16 protein-coding genes are annotated in these 19,017 nt (G+C 53.9%); all 16 read left to right on the top strand.

Translation table 11 applies throughout. From position 1 onward, the window contains the following. The first annotated feature begins 5 nt into the window (after positions 1-5). The 16 genes from ACE4QZ_RS20380 (at position 6) to wbjC (ending at position 19,015) form a co-directional block, all read left to right on the top strand. Entirely contained in the window at positions 6-1,433 is a 1,428-nt protein-coding gene (locus ACE4QZ_RS20380; protein ID WP_274148142.1) for an MBL fold metallo-hydrolase RNA specificity domain-containing protein, read from the top strand. Between the two features lie 217 nt (positions 1,434-1,650). Continuing rightward, positions 1,651-2,715, top strand: coding sequence for an LPS O-antigen chain length determinant protein WzzB (locus tag ACE4QZ_RS20375; RefSeq protein ID WP_100413218.1), 1,065 nt, complete (start codon positions 1,651-1,653; stop codon positions 2,713-2,715). Between the two features lie 150 nt (positions 2,716-2,865). Beyond that, positions 2,866-4,230 carry a Wzz/FepE/Etk N-terminal domain-containing protein gene (locus ACE4QZ_RS20370; protein ID WP_232881362.1) on the top strand — a complete coding sequence of 455 codons (1,365 nt, stop codon included), beginning with the start codon at positions 2,866-2,868 and terminating at the stop codon, positions 4,228-4,230. A gap of 291 nt (positions 4,231-4,521) precedes the next feature. Next, positions 4,522-5,832 (top strand): UDP-N-acetyl-D-glucosamine 6-dehydrogenase, encoded by a 1,311-nt coding sequence (gene wbpA / locus ACE4QZ_RS20365; protein WP_100413220.1) that lies wholly within the window; start codon positions 4,522-4,524, stop codon positions 5,830-5,832. Between the two features lie 75 nt (positions 5,833-5,907). After that, positions 5,908-6,858, top strand: a complete 951-nt coding sequence (gene wbpB / locus ACE4QZ_RS20360; protein WP_100413221.1) for a UDP-N-acetyl-2-amino-2-deoxy-D-glucuronate oxidase — start codon at positions 5,908-5,910, stop codon at positions 6,856-6,858. A 131-nt stretch (positions 6,859-6,989) separates the two neighbouring features. Then, complete coding sequence (locus ACE4QZ_RS20355) at positions 6,990-8,822, top strand: acyltransferase family protein (RefSeq protein ID WP_410480464.1); 1,833 nt, start codon at positions 6,990-6,992, stop codon at positions 8,820-8,822. After that, the gene (gene wbpD, locus ACE4QZ_RS20350) at positions 8,819-9,403 is read left to right on the top strand and encodes a UDP-2-acetamido-3-amino-2,3-dideoxy-D-glucuronate N-acetyltransferase (RefSeq protein WP_100413223.1); all 585 of its coding nucleotides are present in this window, start codon (positions 8,819-8,821) and stop codon (positions 9,401-9,403) included. Before ACE4QZ_RS20355 ends, wbpD begins: the two co-directional genes overlap by 4 nt. Next, entirely contained in the window at positions 9,400-10,491 is a 1,092-nt protein-coding gene (locus tag ACE4QZ_RS20345) for a DegT/DnrJ/EryC1/StrS family aminotransferase (RefSeq protein ID WP_100413224.1), read from the top strand. Before wbpD ends, ACE4QZ_RS20345 begins: the two co-directional genes overlap by 4 nt. Continuing rightward, positions 10,488-11,849 (top strand): oligosaccharide flippase family protein, encoded by a 1,362-nt coding sequence (locus ACE4QZ_RS20340; protein WP_100413225.1) that lies wholly within the window; start codon positions 10,488-10,490, stop codon positions 11,847-11,849. Before ACE4QZ_RS20345 ends, ACE4QZ_RS20340 begins: the two co-directional genes overlap by 4 nt. Beyond that, entirely contained in the window at positions 11,849-13,030 is a 1,182-nt protein-coding gene (locus ACE4QZ_RS20335) for an O-antigen ligase family protein (RefSeq protein WP_137108971.1), read from the top strand. Before ACE4QZ_RS20340 ends, ACE4QZ_RS20335 begins: the two co-directional genes overlap by 1 nt. 2 nt (positions 13,031-13,032) lie before the next feature. Further along, positions 13,033-14,256: a glycosyltransferase family 4 protein gene (locus tag ACE4QZ_RS20330; protein ID WP_274148140.1), complete on the top strand. Its 1,224-nt coding sequence runs from the start codon at positions 13,033-13,035 to the stop codon at positions 14,254-14,256. Between the two features lie 23 nt (positions 14,257-14,279). Beyond that, positions 14,280-15,425 (top strand): N-acetyl sugar amidotransferase, encoded by a 1,146-nt coding sequence (locus ACE4QZ_RS20325; protein WP_100413245.1) that lies wholly within the window; start codon positions 14,280-14,282, stop codon positions 15,423-15,425. Continuing rightward, complete coding sequence (gene hisH, locus ACE4QZ_RS20320) at positions 15,422-16,036, top strand: imidazole glycerol phosphate synthase subunit HisH (protein WP_015269323.1); 615 nt, start codon at positions 15,422-15,424, stop codon at positions 16,034-16,036. Before ACE4QZ_RS20325 ends, hisH begins: the two co-directional genes overlap by 4 nt. Before the next feature lie 14 nt (positions 16,037-16,050). After that, positions 16,051-16,833 (top strand): AglZ/HisF2 family acetamidino modification protein, encoded by a 783-nt coding sequence (locus ACE4QZ_RS20315; RefSeq protein ID WP_025338118.1) that lies wholly within the window; start codon positions 16,051-16,053, stop codon positions 16,831-16,833. 31 nt (positions 16,834-16,864) lie between these two features. Continuing rightward, the gene (locus tag ACE4QZ_RS20310) at positions 16,865-17,899 is read left to right on the top strand and encodes a polysaccharide biosynthesis protein (RefSeq protein WP_015269325.1); all 1,035 of its coding nucleotides are present in this window, start codon (positions 16,865-16,867) and stop codon (positions 17,897-17,899) included. Between the two features lie 3 nt (positions 17,900-17,902). Further along, positions 17,903-19,015 (top strand): UDP-2-acetamido-2,6-beta-L-arabino-hexul-4-ose reductase, encoded by a 1,113-nt coding sequence (gene wbjC / locus ACE4QZ_RS20305; protein ID WP_015269326.1) that lies wholly within the window; start codon positions 17,903-17,905, stop codon positions 19,013-19,015. The last annotated feature ends 2 nt before the right edge of the window (positions 19,016-19,017 follow it).

Below are 19,017 nucleotides of genomic sequence, written 5' to 3'. Positions count from 1 at the left end.
GCACTATGCAATTCCCCAGCATTTCCCATCACGGTGGTACCTGCGGCGTAACCGGCTCATGCCACCAGCTCCATCTGGATTTAAACACCAGCTTGCTGGTGGATTGCGGCCTGGAGCAGGGTGCCGAGGCGGCTCCGGGCGCAGGCTCACTGCCTCTCGGTTTTGAGGTTCAGGGTATCCAGGCCCTGGTGATCACGCATGTGCATCTTGACCATGTCGGGCGCATACCGGCACTGCTTGCCGCAGGTTATCGCGGCCCCATTCTTTGCAGTGAGCCTTCGGCAAAGCTACTGCCGCTGACACTGGAGGATGCCTACAAGCTGGCTATCAGCAGCGAGCCTGCCCATGTGGCGCGATACCTCGAATTCATCGACGACCTGATAGTGCCGGTTCCCTTTGGGCAGTGGCATCGAGTGGTCGACAAGTCCGACCTCAAGTGCCAGATCCGTCTGCAGCGCGCTGGGCATTTATTGGGCTCTGCTTACGTGGAGTGTGATATCGAGGCACTGGGGCTCAACCAACGCATCGTCTTTTCTGGCGATCTGGGTCATCAGGGTAATCCACTCCTGCAGTCGGTACAGTCGCCCGAGCGGGCAGATGTGCTCGTGCTTGAAAGCACCTACGGTGACCGCCTGCACCCGGATCGCAGCAATCGCCAGCAGTTGCTGGAGCAGGTTATCGACCGCGCCCTGCAGGACCGTGGCACCATCCTGATTCCAGCGTTCAGCTTGGGTCGCACCCAGGAGTTGCTGTTCGAGCTCGAAGACATCCTCCACCGCAAGGCATTGCTGGGCGACCCGGGCGTGGTGCCGGGCGATGATGCCTTCGCCTGGTCACAGCTGCCAATCATCCTCGACTCGCCGTTGGCCCAGCGCATAACTGCCGTCTACCGGCAGTTGCATGGTTACTGGAATGACGAAGCCAAGGCGCGGCTGAGTCAGGGGCGCGACCCGCTTGGGTTTGGCCAGTTGGTGTGCGTCGATACCCATGCCCGCCATCGGCAGGTGGTGAATTACCTTAAAAGCACCGGGCGGCCGGCGATTGTCATTGCCGGCAATGGCATGTGCTCGGGTGGGCGCATTGTCGGTTATCTCAAGGCGATGTTGGTGGATCCGCGGCACGAGGTGGTGTTTGTCGGGTATCAGGCCAAAGGCACACCGGGGGCTGTGATCCAGGCTAGCGAAGGAGCGGAAGGGTTTGTGCAGATTGATCTGGATGGGGGTATGTATGAGGTTCGTGCGAAGGTGGTGACCTTGGGTGGGTATTCGGGGCATGCGGATCAGGTAGGGTTGGTCAGGTTTGCGCAAGGTTGTAATGCGCGGCGAGTAGTGTTGGTGCATGGGGAGAGGAAGGCGAAGCAGGCACTGGCTCGAGTGCTGCGGGAAACGTTTGCGCAGGCGGGAAATGAGGTGGTCGTTACAATTGCTGAATGACCGCTGGGCGGGAGGCTCGCAGTCTGTAAAAAAAAAGGAACTTCCGTGGTCAGATCCCCTCTATTAATGGTTAATTCTAAGTGATTGAAAGGTGGCGAGCAGAATGGCAAATTGCCGCTACGCTTGATTCGTGGGGGTGGGGCGGCTTTTTCTTGAGCCTGGAGGTGACGCCCCTTGTGTTGAAGTAATCAGACGGACCCAAGGAAAAAAAGACTAAATGCGCAATGAACGCGAGCGCCTGAGTGGTAGTGGCGAGATTGACCTGATTGAGCTTGTGCAGGGTGTTTGGAGCCAGAAGATCTGGGTAGGGCTGGTTGCGGTACCGGTGATTGCTTTGGGGTTGGCTTATGTGATGCTGGTTTCGCCGGTATATGAGGCGAAGCTGTATATTCAGCCCCCTTCCCAGAGCGAGATTGCCCAGCTGAACTACGGTCGTGGTGAGGGAACGGGCCTGGCGCCACTGACGGCCAAGGATGTGTACAGTATCTACCTCAAGTCCCTTCAGTCTGAAGCAGTACGAGACAAATTCTTTCGCAGTGCCTTCCTGCCCATGCTGACCGAAGAAGAGCGGGGCGGTTCTCGTGATGCCCTGTATGTTCAGTTCAACCGCATGTTGAAAGTGGCCGTGGCTAGCAAAGAAATGCCAGATCGTTATGTGCTTACTGCGAACCTGGAAGACCCGCGCCTTGCGGCGACCTGGGTTTCGAACTACGCCGAGTTGGCTGCGGAGCGAGCAAAGAACGAGTTGTTGAGCGGTACCCGCAGTGACATATCGATCATGGCGGACAACCTTGATCAGCAAATCAAGGCTGCGCGAGCCACTGCCAGCAATCAGCGTGTGGACCAGATTGCCCAGCTCAAGGAGGCGTTACGCGTAGCGCGGTCGATTGGCCTGGAAAAGCCACCGATCATTTCGGAAACGCTGTCCAAGGAAGTGACTGCCGGTATGAGCGGGGCCCTCACCTACATGCGCGGTACCAAGGCGCTGGAGGCAGAAATCTCCAACCTAGAAGCGCGCTCTTCGGACGACCCGTTCATCGGGAATTTGCGTGAAAAGCAGGAAAAGCTGAGCTTCTTGCGCACGTTGAAGGTCGACCCTTCCCTCGTTGCGATGTACCAGCAGGATGGCGCTGTGTCTCAGCCTGACAAGCCTATCAAGCCGCGAAAAGCCGTCATCATGTTGCTATCGGCGTTGGTAGGGGTAGGGCTTGGCGTGTTGGTGGCCTTGGGGCGCGACATGTGGTGCAGGCGCAAAGCGACGAACGGAAGGGAACTTTCCTGATCGCAAGGCTTCCTCAAGCGTTGTTGTCGCGTGCGGAAGGTGCAACAATAGCCGTTCGTCGCCGATGACATGGAAAGCTGGAAGAGCGAGCACGACACGCTGATCTGCCCTGCCTGTCTTGGTTAACCCCGATATAGACAGGGAAGTAATGTGAATAGCGTTGTGCGTTCCCCCTCCACGGTCGCTTCAGGCGAGCTCGATCTTTTCAACGTTCTGCGCACTCTCTGGCGTAGGCGTTTGCTAATTGTTGGTTTTGGGGGCGTCTGTGCGCTTGTCGGGGCCGCAGCCGCCTACAACATTACGCCTGTATATGAGGCTTCCACGAGTTTAAGGCCGGTCGCCCTCAACCAACTGGACGCCTTGAATCGGACAGAAATCTATTCTTTGCCGCCAGAGGTAGCACTCAAGAAAGTCGGTGCGACGCTGGACTCTTATAACGCCAGGCTGGACTTCTTTCGCTCCCGGCCAGATCTCATCGATGCTTTTCAGGATGAAGGGCAAAGTGTCGAGCAGGCATTTGAAGACTTCAACCGCGATGCCCTCAGTGTAGTCTTGGCTGATCCGAAAAAAAACGATCTGTTGAGCGATTTTATCGGATTGAAAATGCGCTATGAAAAAGGCGTAAATGGAGCGGCCATCCTCAACGATTTCGTCGATTATGCCATTGAACGCGAGCGCAGCCAGCTATCCAAGGATATGCAGATTATTTTGGCAAACCGCTTGGCAGAGGTGGACAAGAAGATGAATTCTGCAGTGTCGGAATATGAGGCAGGGAATGAAAGTCGTATCGCCCGTCTCGAAGAGGCCGATGCGATCAAGCGTGCGCAACTCAATGATGAGCTCAAGGCTTTGCGCGTTCAGTTGAAATTGAGCCGCGAGGCGCGCTTGGGCGAGCTTGATGAGGCTATCAGTGTTGCGCGAAGCCTCGGTTTGAAAAAACCTTCGACACCTTCGCTGATGGCTGATGAAGGCGCGGCAAATGGCAATATCATTCGTACCGAAGTAAACGGTAGGCCGGTACCGCTGTACTTCATGGGCACCGAAGTGCTTGAAGCCGAACGTGCTGCATTGCGCAAGCGTACTTCAGATGACTTCGTCGAACCTAGAATCGGCCAGATCCGCAAGGAGCTCATCCTGCTGTCGACCAACCGCAAAGTCCAGGCAATCAAGGGCCGGTCGAGCGAATCTGCGTTTTTGGAGGGGATCGAAGGGCTTCGCGTGGAGCGTGCGCGCTTGCAAGCCATCGATACCCGACTGGAGGGGCTGCACCTGGTGAGCATTGATCAGCGTGCGGTGCCCTCCAGCAAGCCTGTGAAGCCGCGTAAAGCGCTCATCGTGCTAATTGCATCTATCGTTGGCCTGTTGCTCGGAACAGTCACTGCCCTGCTGCGGGGTGTTTTCAAGGACCAAGCGAGGCAGCAGCGAGCTCTTGAAGTCGAGAGGGCGGCTCATCACGTCATACCCAATGAATTGGCAGGGCGGAACCATGCCAAGCTGGGGGATGCGCAAGCTTGAGCGCCCAATTGTGTGATGCTGTTTTAGTGGCACTTTGGCGGTTACATGCCTCAGGAAAACTCCGATGGATTGGCGAAGCCTAACCGCATATGATTGTGGCGCATCTCATTGGTGGCAGCCACCGGGTCGCTCGCCGGGCGAATGTAAGTGGGTGTTTTTTGCTCGACAGCGTGTGTATTGCACGCTGTCGCCGAATGGATTCACTCGACTGACGAATGAATCGAAGAAGGTTCAATAACCCGTTGTTCAGCCGTGGAAGCGGGCAGGTAAATTCAAGGTGAGTTGGGAAGCATGACAGATATGAATTCGGTGGTAGAGAAGTTCAAAAGCCGGCAGGCCTTGATTGGTATCGTGGGTCTCGGTTATGTCGGGTTGCCGCTGATGCTGCGTTATAACGCCATTGGTTTTAACGTGCTGGGTATTGATATCGATCAATCGAAAGTCGATAAACTCAATGCAGGCCAGAGCTATATCGAGCACATTCCAGCGGCCAATATCAGCAAAGCACGTGAAACCGGCTTTGAGGCTACCGTCGACTTCACGCGTGCCAGTGAGTGCGACGCGCTGATCCTGTGCGTGCCCACCCCGCTGAACAAGTATCGCGAGCCGGACATGAGCTTCGTGATCAACACCACCGACGCCCTCAAGCCCTACCTGCGTGCAGGCCAGGTGGTTTCGCTGGAAAGCACCACCTACCCTGGTACCACCGAGGAAGAACTGCTGCCACGTGTACAGGAGGGTGGCCTGGTAGTAGGTGAGAACATCTACCTGGTCTACTCGCCAGAGCGAGAAGACCCGGGCAACCCGAACTTTGAAACCCGTACTATTCCCAAGGTCATTGGCGGCCATACCCCAAAATGCCTGGAAGTGGGTATCGCCCTGTACGAGCAGGCCATCGACCAGGTCGTACCGGTCAGTTCCACCAAAGCCGCTGAAATGACCAAGCTGCTGGAGAACATTCATCGAGCGGTGAACATCGGCCTAGTCAATGAAATGAAGATCGTCGCCGACCGCATGGGTATCGACATCTTTGAAGTAGTCGATGCCGCGGCGACCAAGCCTTTCGGCTTCACCCCGTACTACCCGGGCCCGGGCCTGGGCGGCCACTGCATTCCGATCGACCCCTTCTACCTGACCTGGAAGGCGCGCGAATACGGCTTGCACACCCGTTTCATCGAACTTTCTGGTGAAGTCAACCAGGCCATGCCTGAGTACGTGCTGGGCAAGCTGATGGATGGCCTGAACGATGCTGGCAAGGCACTCAAGGGTAGTCGTGTACTCGTTCTGGGTATCGCCTACAAGAAGAATGTCGACGACATGCGCGAGTCGCCATCCGTCGAAATCATGGAGCTGATCGAGGCCAAGGGTGGCGTGGTTGCCTACAGCGACCCGCACGTGCCGGTGTTCCCGAAGATGCGCGAGCACCACTTCGAGCTGAGCAGCGAGCCGCTCTCCGCCGATAACCTGGCAAGCTTCGATGCTGTGGTACTGGCCACCGATCACGACAAGTTCGATTACGCCCTGATCGAAGCCAAGGCCAAGCTGATTGTCGACAGCCGCGGCAAGTACCGCACGCCGACCGCGCACATCATCAAGGCCTGATTGGCGTCGCCAGCAAATTGATCCGCCTGCCCCTCAACGGGGCAGGCGGATTCATTCGTCTTCAAAGGAAGCCTCATGAAAAACTTTGCTCTCATCGGTGCTGCAGGCTACATCGCCCCTCGCCACATGCGCGCCATCAAGGACACCGGCAACCGCTTGGTCTCCGCGTACGACATCAATGACTCGGTAGGCATCATCGACAGCATCTCGCCTCAAAGCGAGTTCTTCACCGAGTTCGAGTTTTTCCTCGACCACGCCCACGGGTTGAAGCGCAACCCGACTACCGCCCTGGATTACGTCTCGATCTGCTCGCCCAACTACCTGCACTACCCGCACATTGCCGCAGGCCTGCGCCTGGGCTGTGACGTGATCTGCGAAAAGCCGCTGGTACCAACCCCGCAGCAACTGGACGAGTTGGCCCTGATCGAACAGGAAACCGGTAAGCGCCTGTTCAATATCCTGCAGCTGCGCCACCACCAGGCAATCATTGCCCTGAAAGACAAGGTTGCTCGCGAGAACAACCCACACAAGTATGAAGTTGACCTGACTTACATCACTTCCCGTGGCAAGTGGTACCTGCAAAGCTGGAAAGGTGACCCACGCAAGTCGTTCGGTGTGGCCACCAACATCGGCGTGCACTTCTACGACATGTTGCACTTCATCTTCGGCAAGCTGCAGCGCAACGTTGTGCACTTCACCTCCGAACAAAAGGCCTCTGGCTACCTGGAGTACGAAAAGGCACGCGTACGTTGGTTCCTGTCGGTCGACGCCAATGACCTGCCTGAGTCGGTGAAGGGCAAGAAGCCAACGTACCGTTCGATCACTGTCAATGGTGACGAGATGGAGTTTTCCGAAGGCTTTACCGACCTGCACACTACCAGCTATGAAGAAATTCTGGCAGGGCGCGGCTACGGCATAGAGGATGCTCGCCATTGCGTGGAGACCGTGGATGTCATCCGCAGTGCCGCTATTGCTCAGGCCAAGGACAACGAGGCACATCCTTTTGTCCTGGGCCTGTCCCGCTGACACAGCAGTGATACCGGGCGGCCTGCAGGCCGCCTTTCCTCGCGTAATATTCCTGCAAGGTCTTGGCCAGCTTGTCTAACAACAATGAAACATTGTCGCAGAACTTGAACTCGTTACGCTCGCGTAAGGACATGCGGCTGGACGTTCAAGGTTTGCGTGCGGTAGCGGTCCTGGCCGTTCTTGCGTACCACATGAATAACACATGGCTACCGGCGGGGTTCGTCGGCGTCGATGTGTTTTTCGTCATCTCGGGTTTCATCATTACGGCGCTACTGACGGAGCCAGGGCAGAAGATCCACCTGGCAGCCTTCTACCTGAACCGTATCAAACGCATTGTTCCCGCGTACGCCGTCATGCTGGCGCTTGTCAGCGTGGTGTCGTCAATGCTGTTTCTGACAGCGGACTTCGAGTTTTTCCATCAGAGCTTGAAGTCGGCAGCCATCTTTGCCAGCAACCTTTATTTCGCGGATTTTGGTAGCTATTTTGCGCCTCGTGCAGAAGAGCTGCCGCTGCTGCATACCTGGTCGCTCGCGATAGAGATGCAGTTCTATCTGTTCTTCCCCCTCCTGTTGCTGTGTTTGCCACGCTCTTGGCGTCTGCCCGGCCTCTCACTGTTGGCGGTTATTCTCTTCGTGTGGAGCAGCAAGAAAGTGCTGGGGGGGGGGCAGGGCAGCGAGTACTTCTCGCTCCTTGCTCGTGTGCCTGAATTCCTGGTGGGGGGGGTAGTGGCCCTTGGCCTGCGAAACCGTGAAATACCCGCACCTGTTTCGGCGCTTTTCGGCTTGCTGGGCTTGGGCTTGCTTGCAGCCAGCTTTGTACTGATCGATAAAACTCAATTCCCGGGTTTATGGTCGCTTGCACCCTGCATTGGTACGGCTCTGGTGATCGCGGCGCGGCGGGGGCCGATCAACAACCTCCTGTCCACCCCTGGGTTGGTATGGGTTGGTGGCATTTCCTACTCCCTGTACCTGTGGCATTGGCCGGTCTTGGCGCTCATTCGCTATTACATAGGACAGTGCGAACTAAGCGGCCAGTGGCTATCAGTCGCTTTGGTAGCTTCGTTTGCCCTGGCCTGGCTTTCCTATCGATTTGTAGAGCAGCCGGCGCGCAGATTGGTTGGTGTAGGACGCTTGGCGCCGAGCTTTGCGCTCGGAGTGGTCGGCATCGCTTTGGTTGCCCTGCTGAGTGCCAGGTACAACCCGCTGATGGTTGGCCCAGTGCCGGTCGAGCAGGCTCGCTATGCAGCACCTGAACTGATTTGCCATGGGCAGCAGGTGGGCGAATGCAAGCGGGGCCTGGCCGGCGCCGTCCCTTCGATTCTGGTAATTGGTGACAGCCACGCCGCTCAGTTGAACTACTTCTTTGATCAGGCCGGCACCGAACAGGGCGTTGCTTATCGCGTCCTTACTGCAAGCAGTTGTGTACCCATCCCGGGCTTCGACGTGGAGCGCCTCCCTGATTACGCCCAACAAGCTTGTCGCTCGCAGATCATCGCGGTGAAACAGGCACTGGTGACAATGGATAAAGTGATCATCGCAGGCATGTGGCAATACCAGATGCCAAGCCCGGCATTTGTAAAAGCGCTTCAGGCGTTCCTGGATGATGCTACAACAGCTCACAAGCAGGTCGTGATCTTGGGGCAAGTGCCCATGTTCCGTTCTGATGTTCAAAGGGTACGCAGGTTCAGGGAGCTTGGGTTACCGGCCACCCTGGCTTTCAATGATGAGTGGCGGGTTGCCAACCAGCAGGTGGAAAGGCTCGCTGCGGGCAGGGCTGGTGTGCACTTTGTGGACTTCTCCAATTCAGGCTTTTTTGCTGACGCACCCTATGAGCATGGAGAGCTTATCTACCAGGATACCCACCATCTGAATGAAATCGGCGCGCGTCGCTACGGGCATTTTGCAGGCGGGCAGCTACAACGGTTGTTCGACCAAACTCAATCCAGCGTGAGTCTCAAGCAATGAATCATTATCAGCATCCCAGTGCAATCGTCGATGAAGGCGCGCAGATTGGCAAAGATTCGCGCGTGTGGCATTTCGTCCATGTATGCAGCGGCGCTCGGATCGGCGCAGGCGTATCTCTCGGGCAAAACGTCTTTGTCGGTAACAAGGTCGTGATCGGTGACCGGTGCAAGATTCAGAACAACGTATCGGTGTATGACAACGTCACACTGGAGGAAGGCGTGTTCTGCGGGCCAAGCATGGTCTTCACCAACGTTTACAATCCGCGCTCGCTTATCGAGCGCAAAGACCAGTACCGGGACACCTTGGTGAAGAAGGGTGCGACACTGGGGGCCAATTGCACTATTGTCTGCGGAGTCACCATTGGCGAGTTCGCTTTTATAGGTGCTGGCGCGGTCGTCAACAAGGATGTGCCGGCGTATGCGCTGATGGTCGGTGTTCCGGCCAGGCAGATTGGCTGGATGAGTGAATTTGGCGAGCAACTGGACCTGCCATTGTCTGGGGAGGGAGTAGTATCGTGTGTGCACAGCGGCGCTACTTATGTATTGGCAGGGAGCGTTCTGCACAAGGAAATTTTGAAATGATCGAATTTATCGACCTAAAAAAACAGCAGGCACGTATCAAAGACAAGCTTGATGACGCCATTCAGCGTGTCCTGAGCCACGGCCAGTATATACTTGGTCCAGAAGTTGCTGAACTTGAAGAGAAGTTAGCTGCGTTCGTTGGAAGCAAATATTGCATTACGTGTGCGAATGGCACTGATGCGCTGCAGATTGCGCTTATGGCACTCGGTGTTGGTCCAGGTGATGAGGTAATTACGCCTGGCTTCACCTACATTGCAACTGCTGAAACTGTTGCGCTATTGGGTGCGAAGCCGGTTTACATTGATGTGGATCCGCGGACCTGTAATATGGATCCGGGCTTGTTGGAAGCTGCCATTACACCACGTACAAAGGCTGTTATTCCCGTCTCGCTGTACGGGCAGTGTGCTGATTATGACGAAATCAATACTATTGCAGCCCGGCATGGTGTAGTGGTGATTGAGGATGCTGCGCAAAGTTTTGGTGCCTCGTATAAAAATCGGCGGTCATGTAATCTGACGCAGATTGCCTGTACCAGTTTCTTCCCGAGTAAACCTTTGGCGTGCTACGGTGATGGCGGTGCATTATTTACCAATGATGATTCGCTGGCAGTAGTTTTGCGACAAATTGCGAGACATGGTCAAGAGAAACGCTACCACCATATTAGAGTGGGTGTGAATAGTCGGCTTGATACGATGCAGGCAGCTATTTTGTTGCCGAAGCTTGAGATATTCCAAGAAGAGCTTGAGTTGCGTCAATCTATCGCCAAGCAGTATGCTCGACATCTCGCTGAGGTAGATGGAATTACAGTGCCTCTTGTACATCCGCATAATATAAGTGCTTATGCTCAATATACATTAATTGTTCAAGATAGGCAGCGTCTGCAGAATGGGCTGCGTGAGGCGGGCGTACCATCAGCTATTCATTATCCGATTCCGTTAAATAAACAGCCCGCTGTTGCCGATGCGGCGGTATCTCTGCCTATTGGTGATCATTTGGCGGAGCATGTTATTAGCTTGCCGATGCACCCATATTTGTCCGAGGATGAAATTTCTTGCATAGCCTCGGTAGTAAGGCGCTGCGCTGAATGAAAGTCCCGGTGAAGCTTGATCACTTGTCGAAAGCGACCGGCATATTGATGGGGGGGACGGCCCTGGGGCAGGCTATTCTGCTTCTGGCGCTACCCTTGCTGACACGTTTATATACCCCTGAGCACTTCAATGTGCTCGCGGTATATGTAGCTATTGTCGGGGTTTTTGCGGGTGCTGCTTGCCTTCGCCTGGATGTGGCGATATCCATCCCTGAAACAGCAGACGAAGCAAGGCAGCTGTTGGTGCTCGCAGTAACCTGCGCCAGTATTGTATCGGTTGCTGTCGCAATAGGGGTATGGGCAGTTGGAGAGCTATTCTCAATAGACTATGGTGTTGATCGAGAATTTTTTTCGCTTTTGGTCGGAGCCGGGCTGTTCTCTATTGGGGCGCTGAATGCTTTTCAAGTTTGGTATGTGCGTGAAAAGAAATTCATGAGCATCTCGCTTGTGAAGTTGAGTCAGGCGATACTTTCGGTAATGGTACAGGTCGCATTTGGGCTACTGGAGGGAAAAACGTACGGTCTCCTTCTGGGGTATATAGCCAATAGCGCTGTTGGAGCTTCAGCTTTCGCAATGGGTTTGCTATGGAAGGCTATTCAAACGGCGCATATAGCGTTAAGCGAGTTGAAAAAGGTTTTCAAGGACTATAGCCGTTTTCCTAAGTATTCGACGCTTGAGTCACTGGCCAACGAAGGCGCATCGCAGGTACCTATCCTGTTAATAGCATTTTTCGTCGGTGGTGCGGAGGCGGGATTTCTGATGCTTGCGGCCCGGGTTCTGCAGGCACCTATAGCGCTGTTGGGTAATGCTGTCTCACAGGTTTTCCTTTCCGAAGCTCCGGAAAAAGAAAGGCAAGGTGTGTTGGGGGAGTTCGCGCTTGAAATGATGGTGCGTCTCGCCAAGGTAGGTGTGGGGCCTTTGATCGCAGCAGGTCTGTTAGCACCTGTACTTTTTCCTGTGGTGTTTGGAAGCCAGTGGCAACGCTCGGGTGAATTGATAAGCTGGATGACACCCTGGTTCATTGCCCAGTTTATGGTGTCCCCCGTCTCGTTAAGTTTACATGTTAAAGGGCGACAAAAGGTAGCATTGGTGCTGCAAGTGTTTGCGCTTGTTTTCCGAGTTGCGGTAGTTGGTGTTTGTGTGTTCGCTTTTTCAGGCTTCGTAGTTGAGGCCTATGCGATTAGCGGCTTTATTGTGTATGTCGTTTATCTTTTGTGTGTGCTTAAGGTTGTGGGGCTTCATCCTCTTAGTCTGCTGATTGCGCTTAAGAGAGCGCTTTTGCCAGTTGTGGCGTTCACGGGAATGGGGCTTTGCGTGCTCTTGGCTTTTGGTTTTCTTCAGGCTAAGGGAATAGTGTGATGCCAGATACTGCGCGACAAGGAATATCTGGTTTGGCCGGCCTGAGTATTCTGGTTATTATACCGTTATATTTTATTTATCAGTCTTTGGCTCAGGCGGGCTTGATTGCACCTGTTTTGAAAGGTTTTTTTACGGCGGGAATGCTTGCCACATCCCCGCTGCTGGTTCTTAGTGCTTTTTCTCAATTCAAAGTATTGGATTTTTTACAGCGGGGAACGTTTCTGGTTTTTCTTGTCTTCATGTTGATGTTTTTTGCATTGATGGTTTTTTCTGAGTTTTCGGGAGTCGATGCTGATATTGCCTATTACATTCAGCTGAGCTTTATGCGCTTTGTGTATATGTTCTTGCTTGCGTTGGCGCTGGTGAGGATGGGAAGTGTTTTTTCTAGGTTTATATATTATTTTATTGTCGGTTATTCGTTGTTTGTTCTGTTTTCATCATCTGGTGGCTTTGTCAGGCCTCCGGTTTGGCATGGGGCTTATATTTTTGAATTTGACTATCAGCAAGTTGCTTTTTGTTATTTGATTTTGTCGATGGTGTTACTGCCTTCCCTAGGGGCGTATCGTCGATATTTTTATTATTTGATGGTGGTTCCGGCGCTTTATTTAATCGGTGCGCGTTCTGAGTTTTTTGCGTTTTTCTTGTTGATGGTTATTATTGAAACAGTCAGGAACTGGCGGCTTATGGCGCTGGTTTCTGTATTGGTAGTGCTGGCTGGCGTTGCTGCGCTTGCCATGGCAGATGCATCGATTCTGAAAGATTTCAGAATGTTCTCGATATTTTTCGATGGGGCAGACCTGTCCATGGATGCCCGAACGATCTATGCGGCTAATGCGTATGATTTGATAGCCACAAACCCGATCTGGGGTGGCTTTGGCTCTCATCCGCCGGGCGAGTACATTCATAACCTATTAGCGGCATGGGTGGACATGGGCATTGTAGGGTTCGTTGTGTACCTGGCGATGCTAATAGTTCCCTTATGCGCACTTGTACTCTTGGGTTTAGATGCTTATCAGAAACCTGATTGGTTGCGCGCATTCTGTTTTGTCAGTGTCACGCTGTTTTTGCTGGTGCTCGCCAAAACCTATACCTATGGCTTGGTGCCTATGGTGGTTGCGGTTTATTGTGTTTACCGAAGTGGCGCGACGAGTGAGGCGCTTAAGTCAAGGTTGGATTGGTAACTATGACGCTCAAGATTTTGTACATTGATGGTGATGGTCCGATGGGGGGGGCTTCGAGAAGCTTGTTCGAGGCTGTTTCCCGTTTGGTGGGTTTGGGGGTATCGCCATATTTTCTCGTCTCATCGGGAACAGCCAGTGATTTTTATAGAAAAGTTTCTAATGAGCTTGTTGAAACAAGAGGGATGAGTAAGTTTGACAATACTCGATATGGCTACTATCGCGGTGTTCGTTGGCTGATTGTTCTGCGGGAAATTTTTCACGCTCCGTTCATGATTTCAGCCTTGCTTCGAGCCAAGCGAAAGTGGGGGGCGGTAGATGTCGTGCATGTAAATGAGTTTGTTTACATTCTACCTGCGCTGTTGGCCAAATGGCTCTTCCGAGCGCCCTTGGTTGTACATGTTCGTGCATTGGCGAGGGATCAGCAGGATTCACGGCGCGTGCGGATGTTGAATTGGGTATTCAACAGATATGTAGATAAGGTCGTGGCAATTGATGGTAATGTGAGGAATACATTGGCACCGGATCTGCCTATAGAAATTATCAATAACTCATTCAATACGGTAAGTTCTGGAGAGCCTGCCCCGGAATTTGTCGAGCGTTTGGCTGCGCTTGATAAGCAAAGTTTGAAGGTCGGTTTTGTTGGGAATCTTCATCTCTCAAAGGGGGTTTTGGAGATAGTTGAAGCCGCAGCGCTAATGCGAAAAACTGGAAGAAAAATCGATTTTGTCTTGGTGGGTGGTATCACCATTGAGGATAAGGGCTTCAAAGCCTGGCTTTTGTCAAAGCTTGGGTTTGCTCAAAACTTTGGAAGTGAAATAAAGCGATTGATCCATGAGGGGCAGTTGGAAGATACCCTGCATTTGATGGGGCCTACGCTGGATATCAAGTACGTCTATGATCGACTTGATGTTCTTCTGTTTCCATCGCATTTCGATGCGCCTGGGCGTCCAGTTTTTGAGGCGGGATTCTCGAGTGTTCCAAGTATTGTAGCGGCTGAAAACCCGACCCCCGATACATTTGTTCCCAATGAAACGGGTTTGGCAATCCCCGCAAGGAATTCTCGTGCATTAGCTGATGCTATCGCGTATATGTACGACTACCCGCAAGAGCGGGAACGCATGGGGCGGAACGCTCACGAACTGGCCCAGCAGAATTTTATGCCCGATACGAATGCAAAAAAACTACTGAGTGTGTATAAATCAGTCTTGGTCAAGCATCACGACTGATGCGAATGTGGAGATTCTGCTCGATGAGCAAAACGACGGATTATAAGATTTGTACTCGTTGCATCATGGATACCAGTGATCCGAACATTCGTTTCGATGAGCACGGCGTATGCGAGTACTGCGCAAATTTCGACAGTGTTATTAAACCCAATTGGGATACCGGTGCGCGTGGCGAATCGGAACTGATGGCACTTGCAGAAAAAATCAAGCAGCACGGTAAGGGCAAGGATTTCGATTGCATCATCGGTTTGAGTGGTGGTCTGGACAGCTCGTATGCCGCCTATATCGCCAAGAATGTCATGGGCCTGAGACCGTTGCTATTCCACGTTGATGCGGGATGGAATACTGACCAGGCCGTGGGCAACATTGAACGTCTGGTCGACGGGCTCGGTCTGGATCTCTATACCGATGTGATCAATTGGGAAGAAATGAAAGACCTGCAGGTGGCCTTCCTGCGCTCGCAGATTTCGGACCAAGACTTGCCGCAGGATGCTGCGTTCTTCTCCTCACTCTACAAGTTTGCGCGAAAGCACAAGATCAAATACGTCTTGACCGGTGGGAATTACTCGACGGAGTGCTGCCGAGAGCCGGAGGAGTGGGGCGGCTATCCGGGTATCGATAAAACGCTGTTCAACGACATTCATGGTCAATTTGGCAAGAGGGCACTGAAGAGCTTCCCTTTGGTTGATATTTTGACTTACAAGGTTTACTACCAGCGTATCCTGGGGATGCAGATTGTAAAACCTCTGAACCTCGTGCCCTATGTCAAAGCTGACGCAGAGGCCACGCTGGAGCGTCTGTTCGGCTGGAAGCGGTTCAAACATAAGCATCATGAGTCCCGCTTCACACGTTTTTACGAAGACTATTGGATGCCGCGCAAGTTCGGTTACGAAAAACGCCGCGCGCATTTTTCCAGCCTGATCATGACAGGTCAGTTGACACGCGAGGCGGCGCTCGAGCGCATTGCCAAGCCTGAGATGGACGAAAACTTCCTTAAGTCCGAGTTCGAGTACGTAGCGCACAAGCTGGACTTGACTGTGCCAGAGCTTCAAGGCATTTTCGAGGGTCAGAACAAGACCTTCCGTGACTACAAAAACAAGCGTTTCTTGATCGGCATCGGGGCGCGAGTGCTTAGCGCAATCGGATTGGAAAGAAGGCTGTTCAGATGATTACCATCATTGATTACGGCTTGGGCAACATCCAGGCCTTCGTTAACGTATATCGACGCTTGCACATTCCGGTGGCGGTCGCGCAAACGGCCGCACAGCTGGATGGCGCAACCAAACTGATCCTCCCCGGCGTCGGTGCCTTCGACCATGCGATCGAACGGCTGGATGCCTCGGGCATGCGTCCCACCATCGAGGAGTTGGTACAGCAGCATAAAGTGCCCGTGCTTGGCATTTGCGTGGGTATGCAGATCCTTGCCAACAGCAGTGAAGAAGGGCACCTGGCAGGCCTGGGTTGGGTGCCGGGGCGCGTTCGCTCCTTCAAATCCGTCCCGAATCTCAAGGACCTGCCGTTGCCTCACATGGGTTGGAATGACGTGGCTGCGCTCAACGACAACCCCTTGTTCAAAGGCTTCGAGGAGGAGGCACGGTTCTATTTCCTGCATTCATTCTTCTTTGAGTGCGAACAGGAGCAGCACCGAGCAGCGACGTCATCCTACGGGCTTGAGTTCAGCTGTGCCGTTCAGGCGGGGAACGTCTATGGCGTTCAGTTCCACCCTGAGAAGAGTCACCACTTCGGTGTCGGCTTGCTGAAAAACTTCGCGGAACTGTGAGCGGAAACTGACAAATGCTAAGACCCCGGATCATTCCATGCCTGCTCATCCAAGACGGTGGGCTGGTGAAGACGGTCAAATTCAAGGACCCGAAATACGTCGGAGATCCCATCAATGCGGTGAAGATCTTCAATGAAAAGGAAGCCGATGAACTGATCGTGATTGATATCGACGCCACTGCTCATGGCGTCGAGCCCAACTATATCCAGATCGCCAAGCTTGCAGCCGAGTGCCGCATGCCACTGTGCTACGGCGGGGGTATCCGCACCGCAGAACAAGCCAAGAAGATCATCCAGTTGGGTGTCGAGAAGGTGGCGATCAGTTCAGCCGCGCTCGAAAACCCTCAGCTTGTTACCCAGATTGCCGAGGAGATTGGCAGTCAGAGCGTGGTGGTGGTGTTGGACCACAAGTCGCGCCTGTTGAGCAAGCACCAGGAGGTGTGGACTCACAACGGCACGCGCAACACCAAGCGCAATGTCGTCGAAGTGGCACAAGAGCTGGAAAAGCTTGGCGCAGGGGAGATCGTCCTCAACTCCATCGAGAACGACGGGAAGATGAAGGGCTATGACCTCGATCTGGCCAGCAAGCTGCGTGCCGCCGTACATATCCCAATCACCATCCTGGGCGGCGGTGGCTCGCTCGAAGATATGGCCAGCGTGGTCAAGACATGCGGTGTAGTCGGTGTGGCGGCAGGCAGCTTCTTTGTGTTCAAGGGCGCCTATCGAGCCGTGCTGATCAGCTACCCCAGTGCCCAGCAGAAAGACGACATCATTTATTCCGCTCTACGAGCGCGCTAATTTCCAACCCGCGTTGCAAGGGTCAGATCATATGTTTAAAGGTAAGAAACTTCTCATCACAGGCGGCACCGGGTCTTTCGGCAACGCGGTCCTAAAGCGGTTTCTCGATAGTGACATTGCTGAAGTCCGTATTTTCAGCCGCGATGAGAAGAAACAGGACGACATGCGCAAGCGCTATGACAGTGCCAAGCTGAAGTTCTACATCGGTGATGTCCGCGACTACCAGAGCGTGCTCAATGCCACGCGAGGGGTCGACTACATCTTCCATGCGGCCGCGTTGAAGCAGGTGCCCTCCTGCGAGTTCCACCCGATGGAGGCTGTGAAGACAAACGTCCTCGGCACCGAGAACGTCCTTGAAGCAGCGATCCAGAACGAAGTGCAGCGTGTGGTCTGCCTCAGTACCGACAAGGCGGTATACCCAATCAATGCCATGGGTATTTCCAAAGCCATGATGGAAAAGGTCATGGTGGCCAAGTCGCGTAACCTCGACCAGACCAAGACGGTCATTTGCGGAACGCGCTACGGCAACGTTATGGCATCGCGCGGGTCGGTGATTCCGCTGTTCATCGAGCAGGTTCGCGCAGGCAAGCCATTGTCGATCACAGACCCGAACATGACTCGTTTCATGATGACGCTGGCTGACGCTGTCGATCTGGTTTTGTATGCCTTTGAGCACGGTAACAACGGTGACCTGTTCGTACAGAAAGCACCTGCTGCGACGGTCGAAACCTTGGCCATTGCATTGACCTCGCTGCTTGGCAAGCCCGAGCACCCTGTGCAGGTTATCGGTACCCGTCATGGCGAAAAACTATACGAGGCCCTGCTCAGTCGCGAAGAGATGGCCTGTGCCGATGACATGGGCAACTACTTCCGTGTACCGCCAGACCTGCGCGATCTGAACTACAGCAAGTTCGTTGAGCAAGGTGAAGAAAAGATCTCCCGAACTGAAGATTACAATTCGCACAACACCGAACGCCTGGATGTTACAGGCATGCAGGAACTGCTGCTCAAGCTCGAATTCATCCAGGCCATCCAGCGTGGCGAACATGCTACTCCGGAGGAGTGACTGATGAAGGTTCTGGTTACTGGCGGCAATGGCTTTATCGCACGCAACCTGCTGGTTCATCTCAAGGAACGTAAGGACATTGAGGTGAGCCTGTTTGTCCGTGGCGATGACCTGGGCACTTTGAACCGCAAGGTCGCCGAAGCGGATTGCATCTTCCATCTGGCAGGCGTGAATCGCCCCCAGGACCCCGCGGAGTTCGATAGCGGCAACAGCGAACTTACCCAGCAGCTGTGTGATGCGGTCAAGGCTTCCGGCCGCAAGATACCGGTGGTGTATTCGTCATCCGTCCAGGCGGAGCGTGATAACCCATATGGTGTCAGCAAGCTCGCGGCTGAGCGGGCCTTGACGACCTTGGGCCAGCAGAACGAAAGCCCTGTTTACATTTTCCGGCTGCCCAACGTATTCGGGAAATGGGCGCGACCGAACTACAACTCGGCCGTTGCGACCTTCTGCCATAACATTGCTCACGACTTACCCATCCAGATTCACGACGAGTCTGCGGCATTGAACCTGGTCTACGTAGACGATGTGGTCAGAAAGTTCCTCGCCATCATGGATGGTGAGGTAGTAAGCAGCGGCCTGGTGGATGTCGAGCCAGTTTACAGCACCACCGTAGGCGAACTGGCCGAGCAGGTACGCCGCTTCCGTGCCAGCCGCTCTACGCTGGTTACCGAGAACGTGGGTGTTGGCCTGGTCAGGGCGTTGTACTCCACGTACTTGAGCTACCTGCCGCCTGCAGCATTCACCTATGAAGTGCCCAAGTACGGCGACCCGCGTGGCGTTTTCGTGGAAATGCTGAAAACCCCCGAAGCCGGGCAGTTTTCCTTCTTCACCGCGCACCCGGGCATCACTCGTGGCGGTCATTATCATCACTCGAAAACCGAGAAGTTTCTGGTCATCAAAGGCAAAGCCAACTTCCGCTTCCGTCAGGTAGTGACAGGCGAGTTTTACGAGCTTCAGACCAGCGGTGAATCACCGACCATTGTCGAGACGGTACCAGGCTGGACCCACGACATCACCAATATCGGTGATGACGAGATGATCGTCATGCTTTGGGCCAATGAAATCTTTGACCGTGAACACCCGGACACCTATGCACTGCCGGTCTGCCCTTGAGC

The sequence above is a fragment of the Pseudomonas sp. DCA-1 genome (genome assembly GCF_046523955.1).
GTDB lineage: Bacteria > Pseudomonadota > Gammaproteobacteria > Pseudomonadales > Pseudomonadaceae > Aquipseudomonas > Aquipseudomonas putida_Y.
Note: the sequence above shows the minus strand (reverse complement) of the source record. Positions and strands in the feature narration are given on the sequence as shown.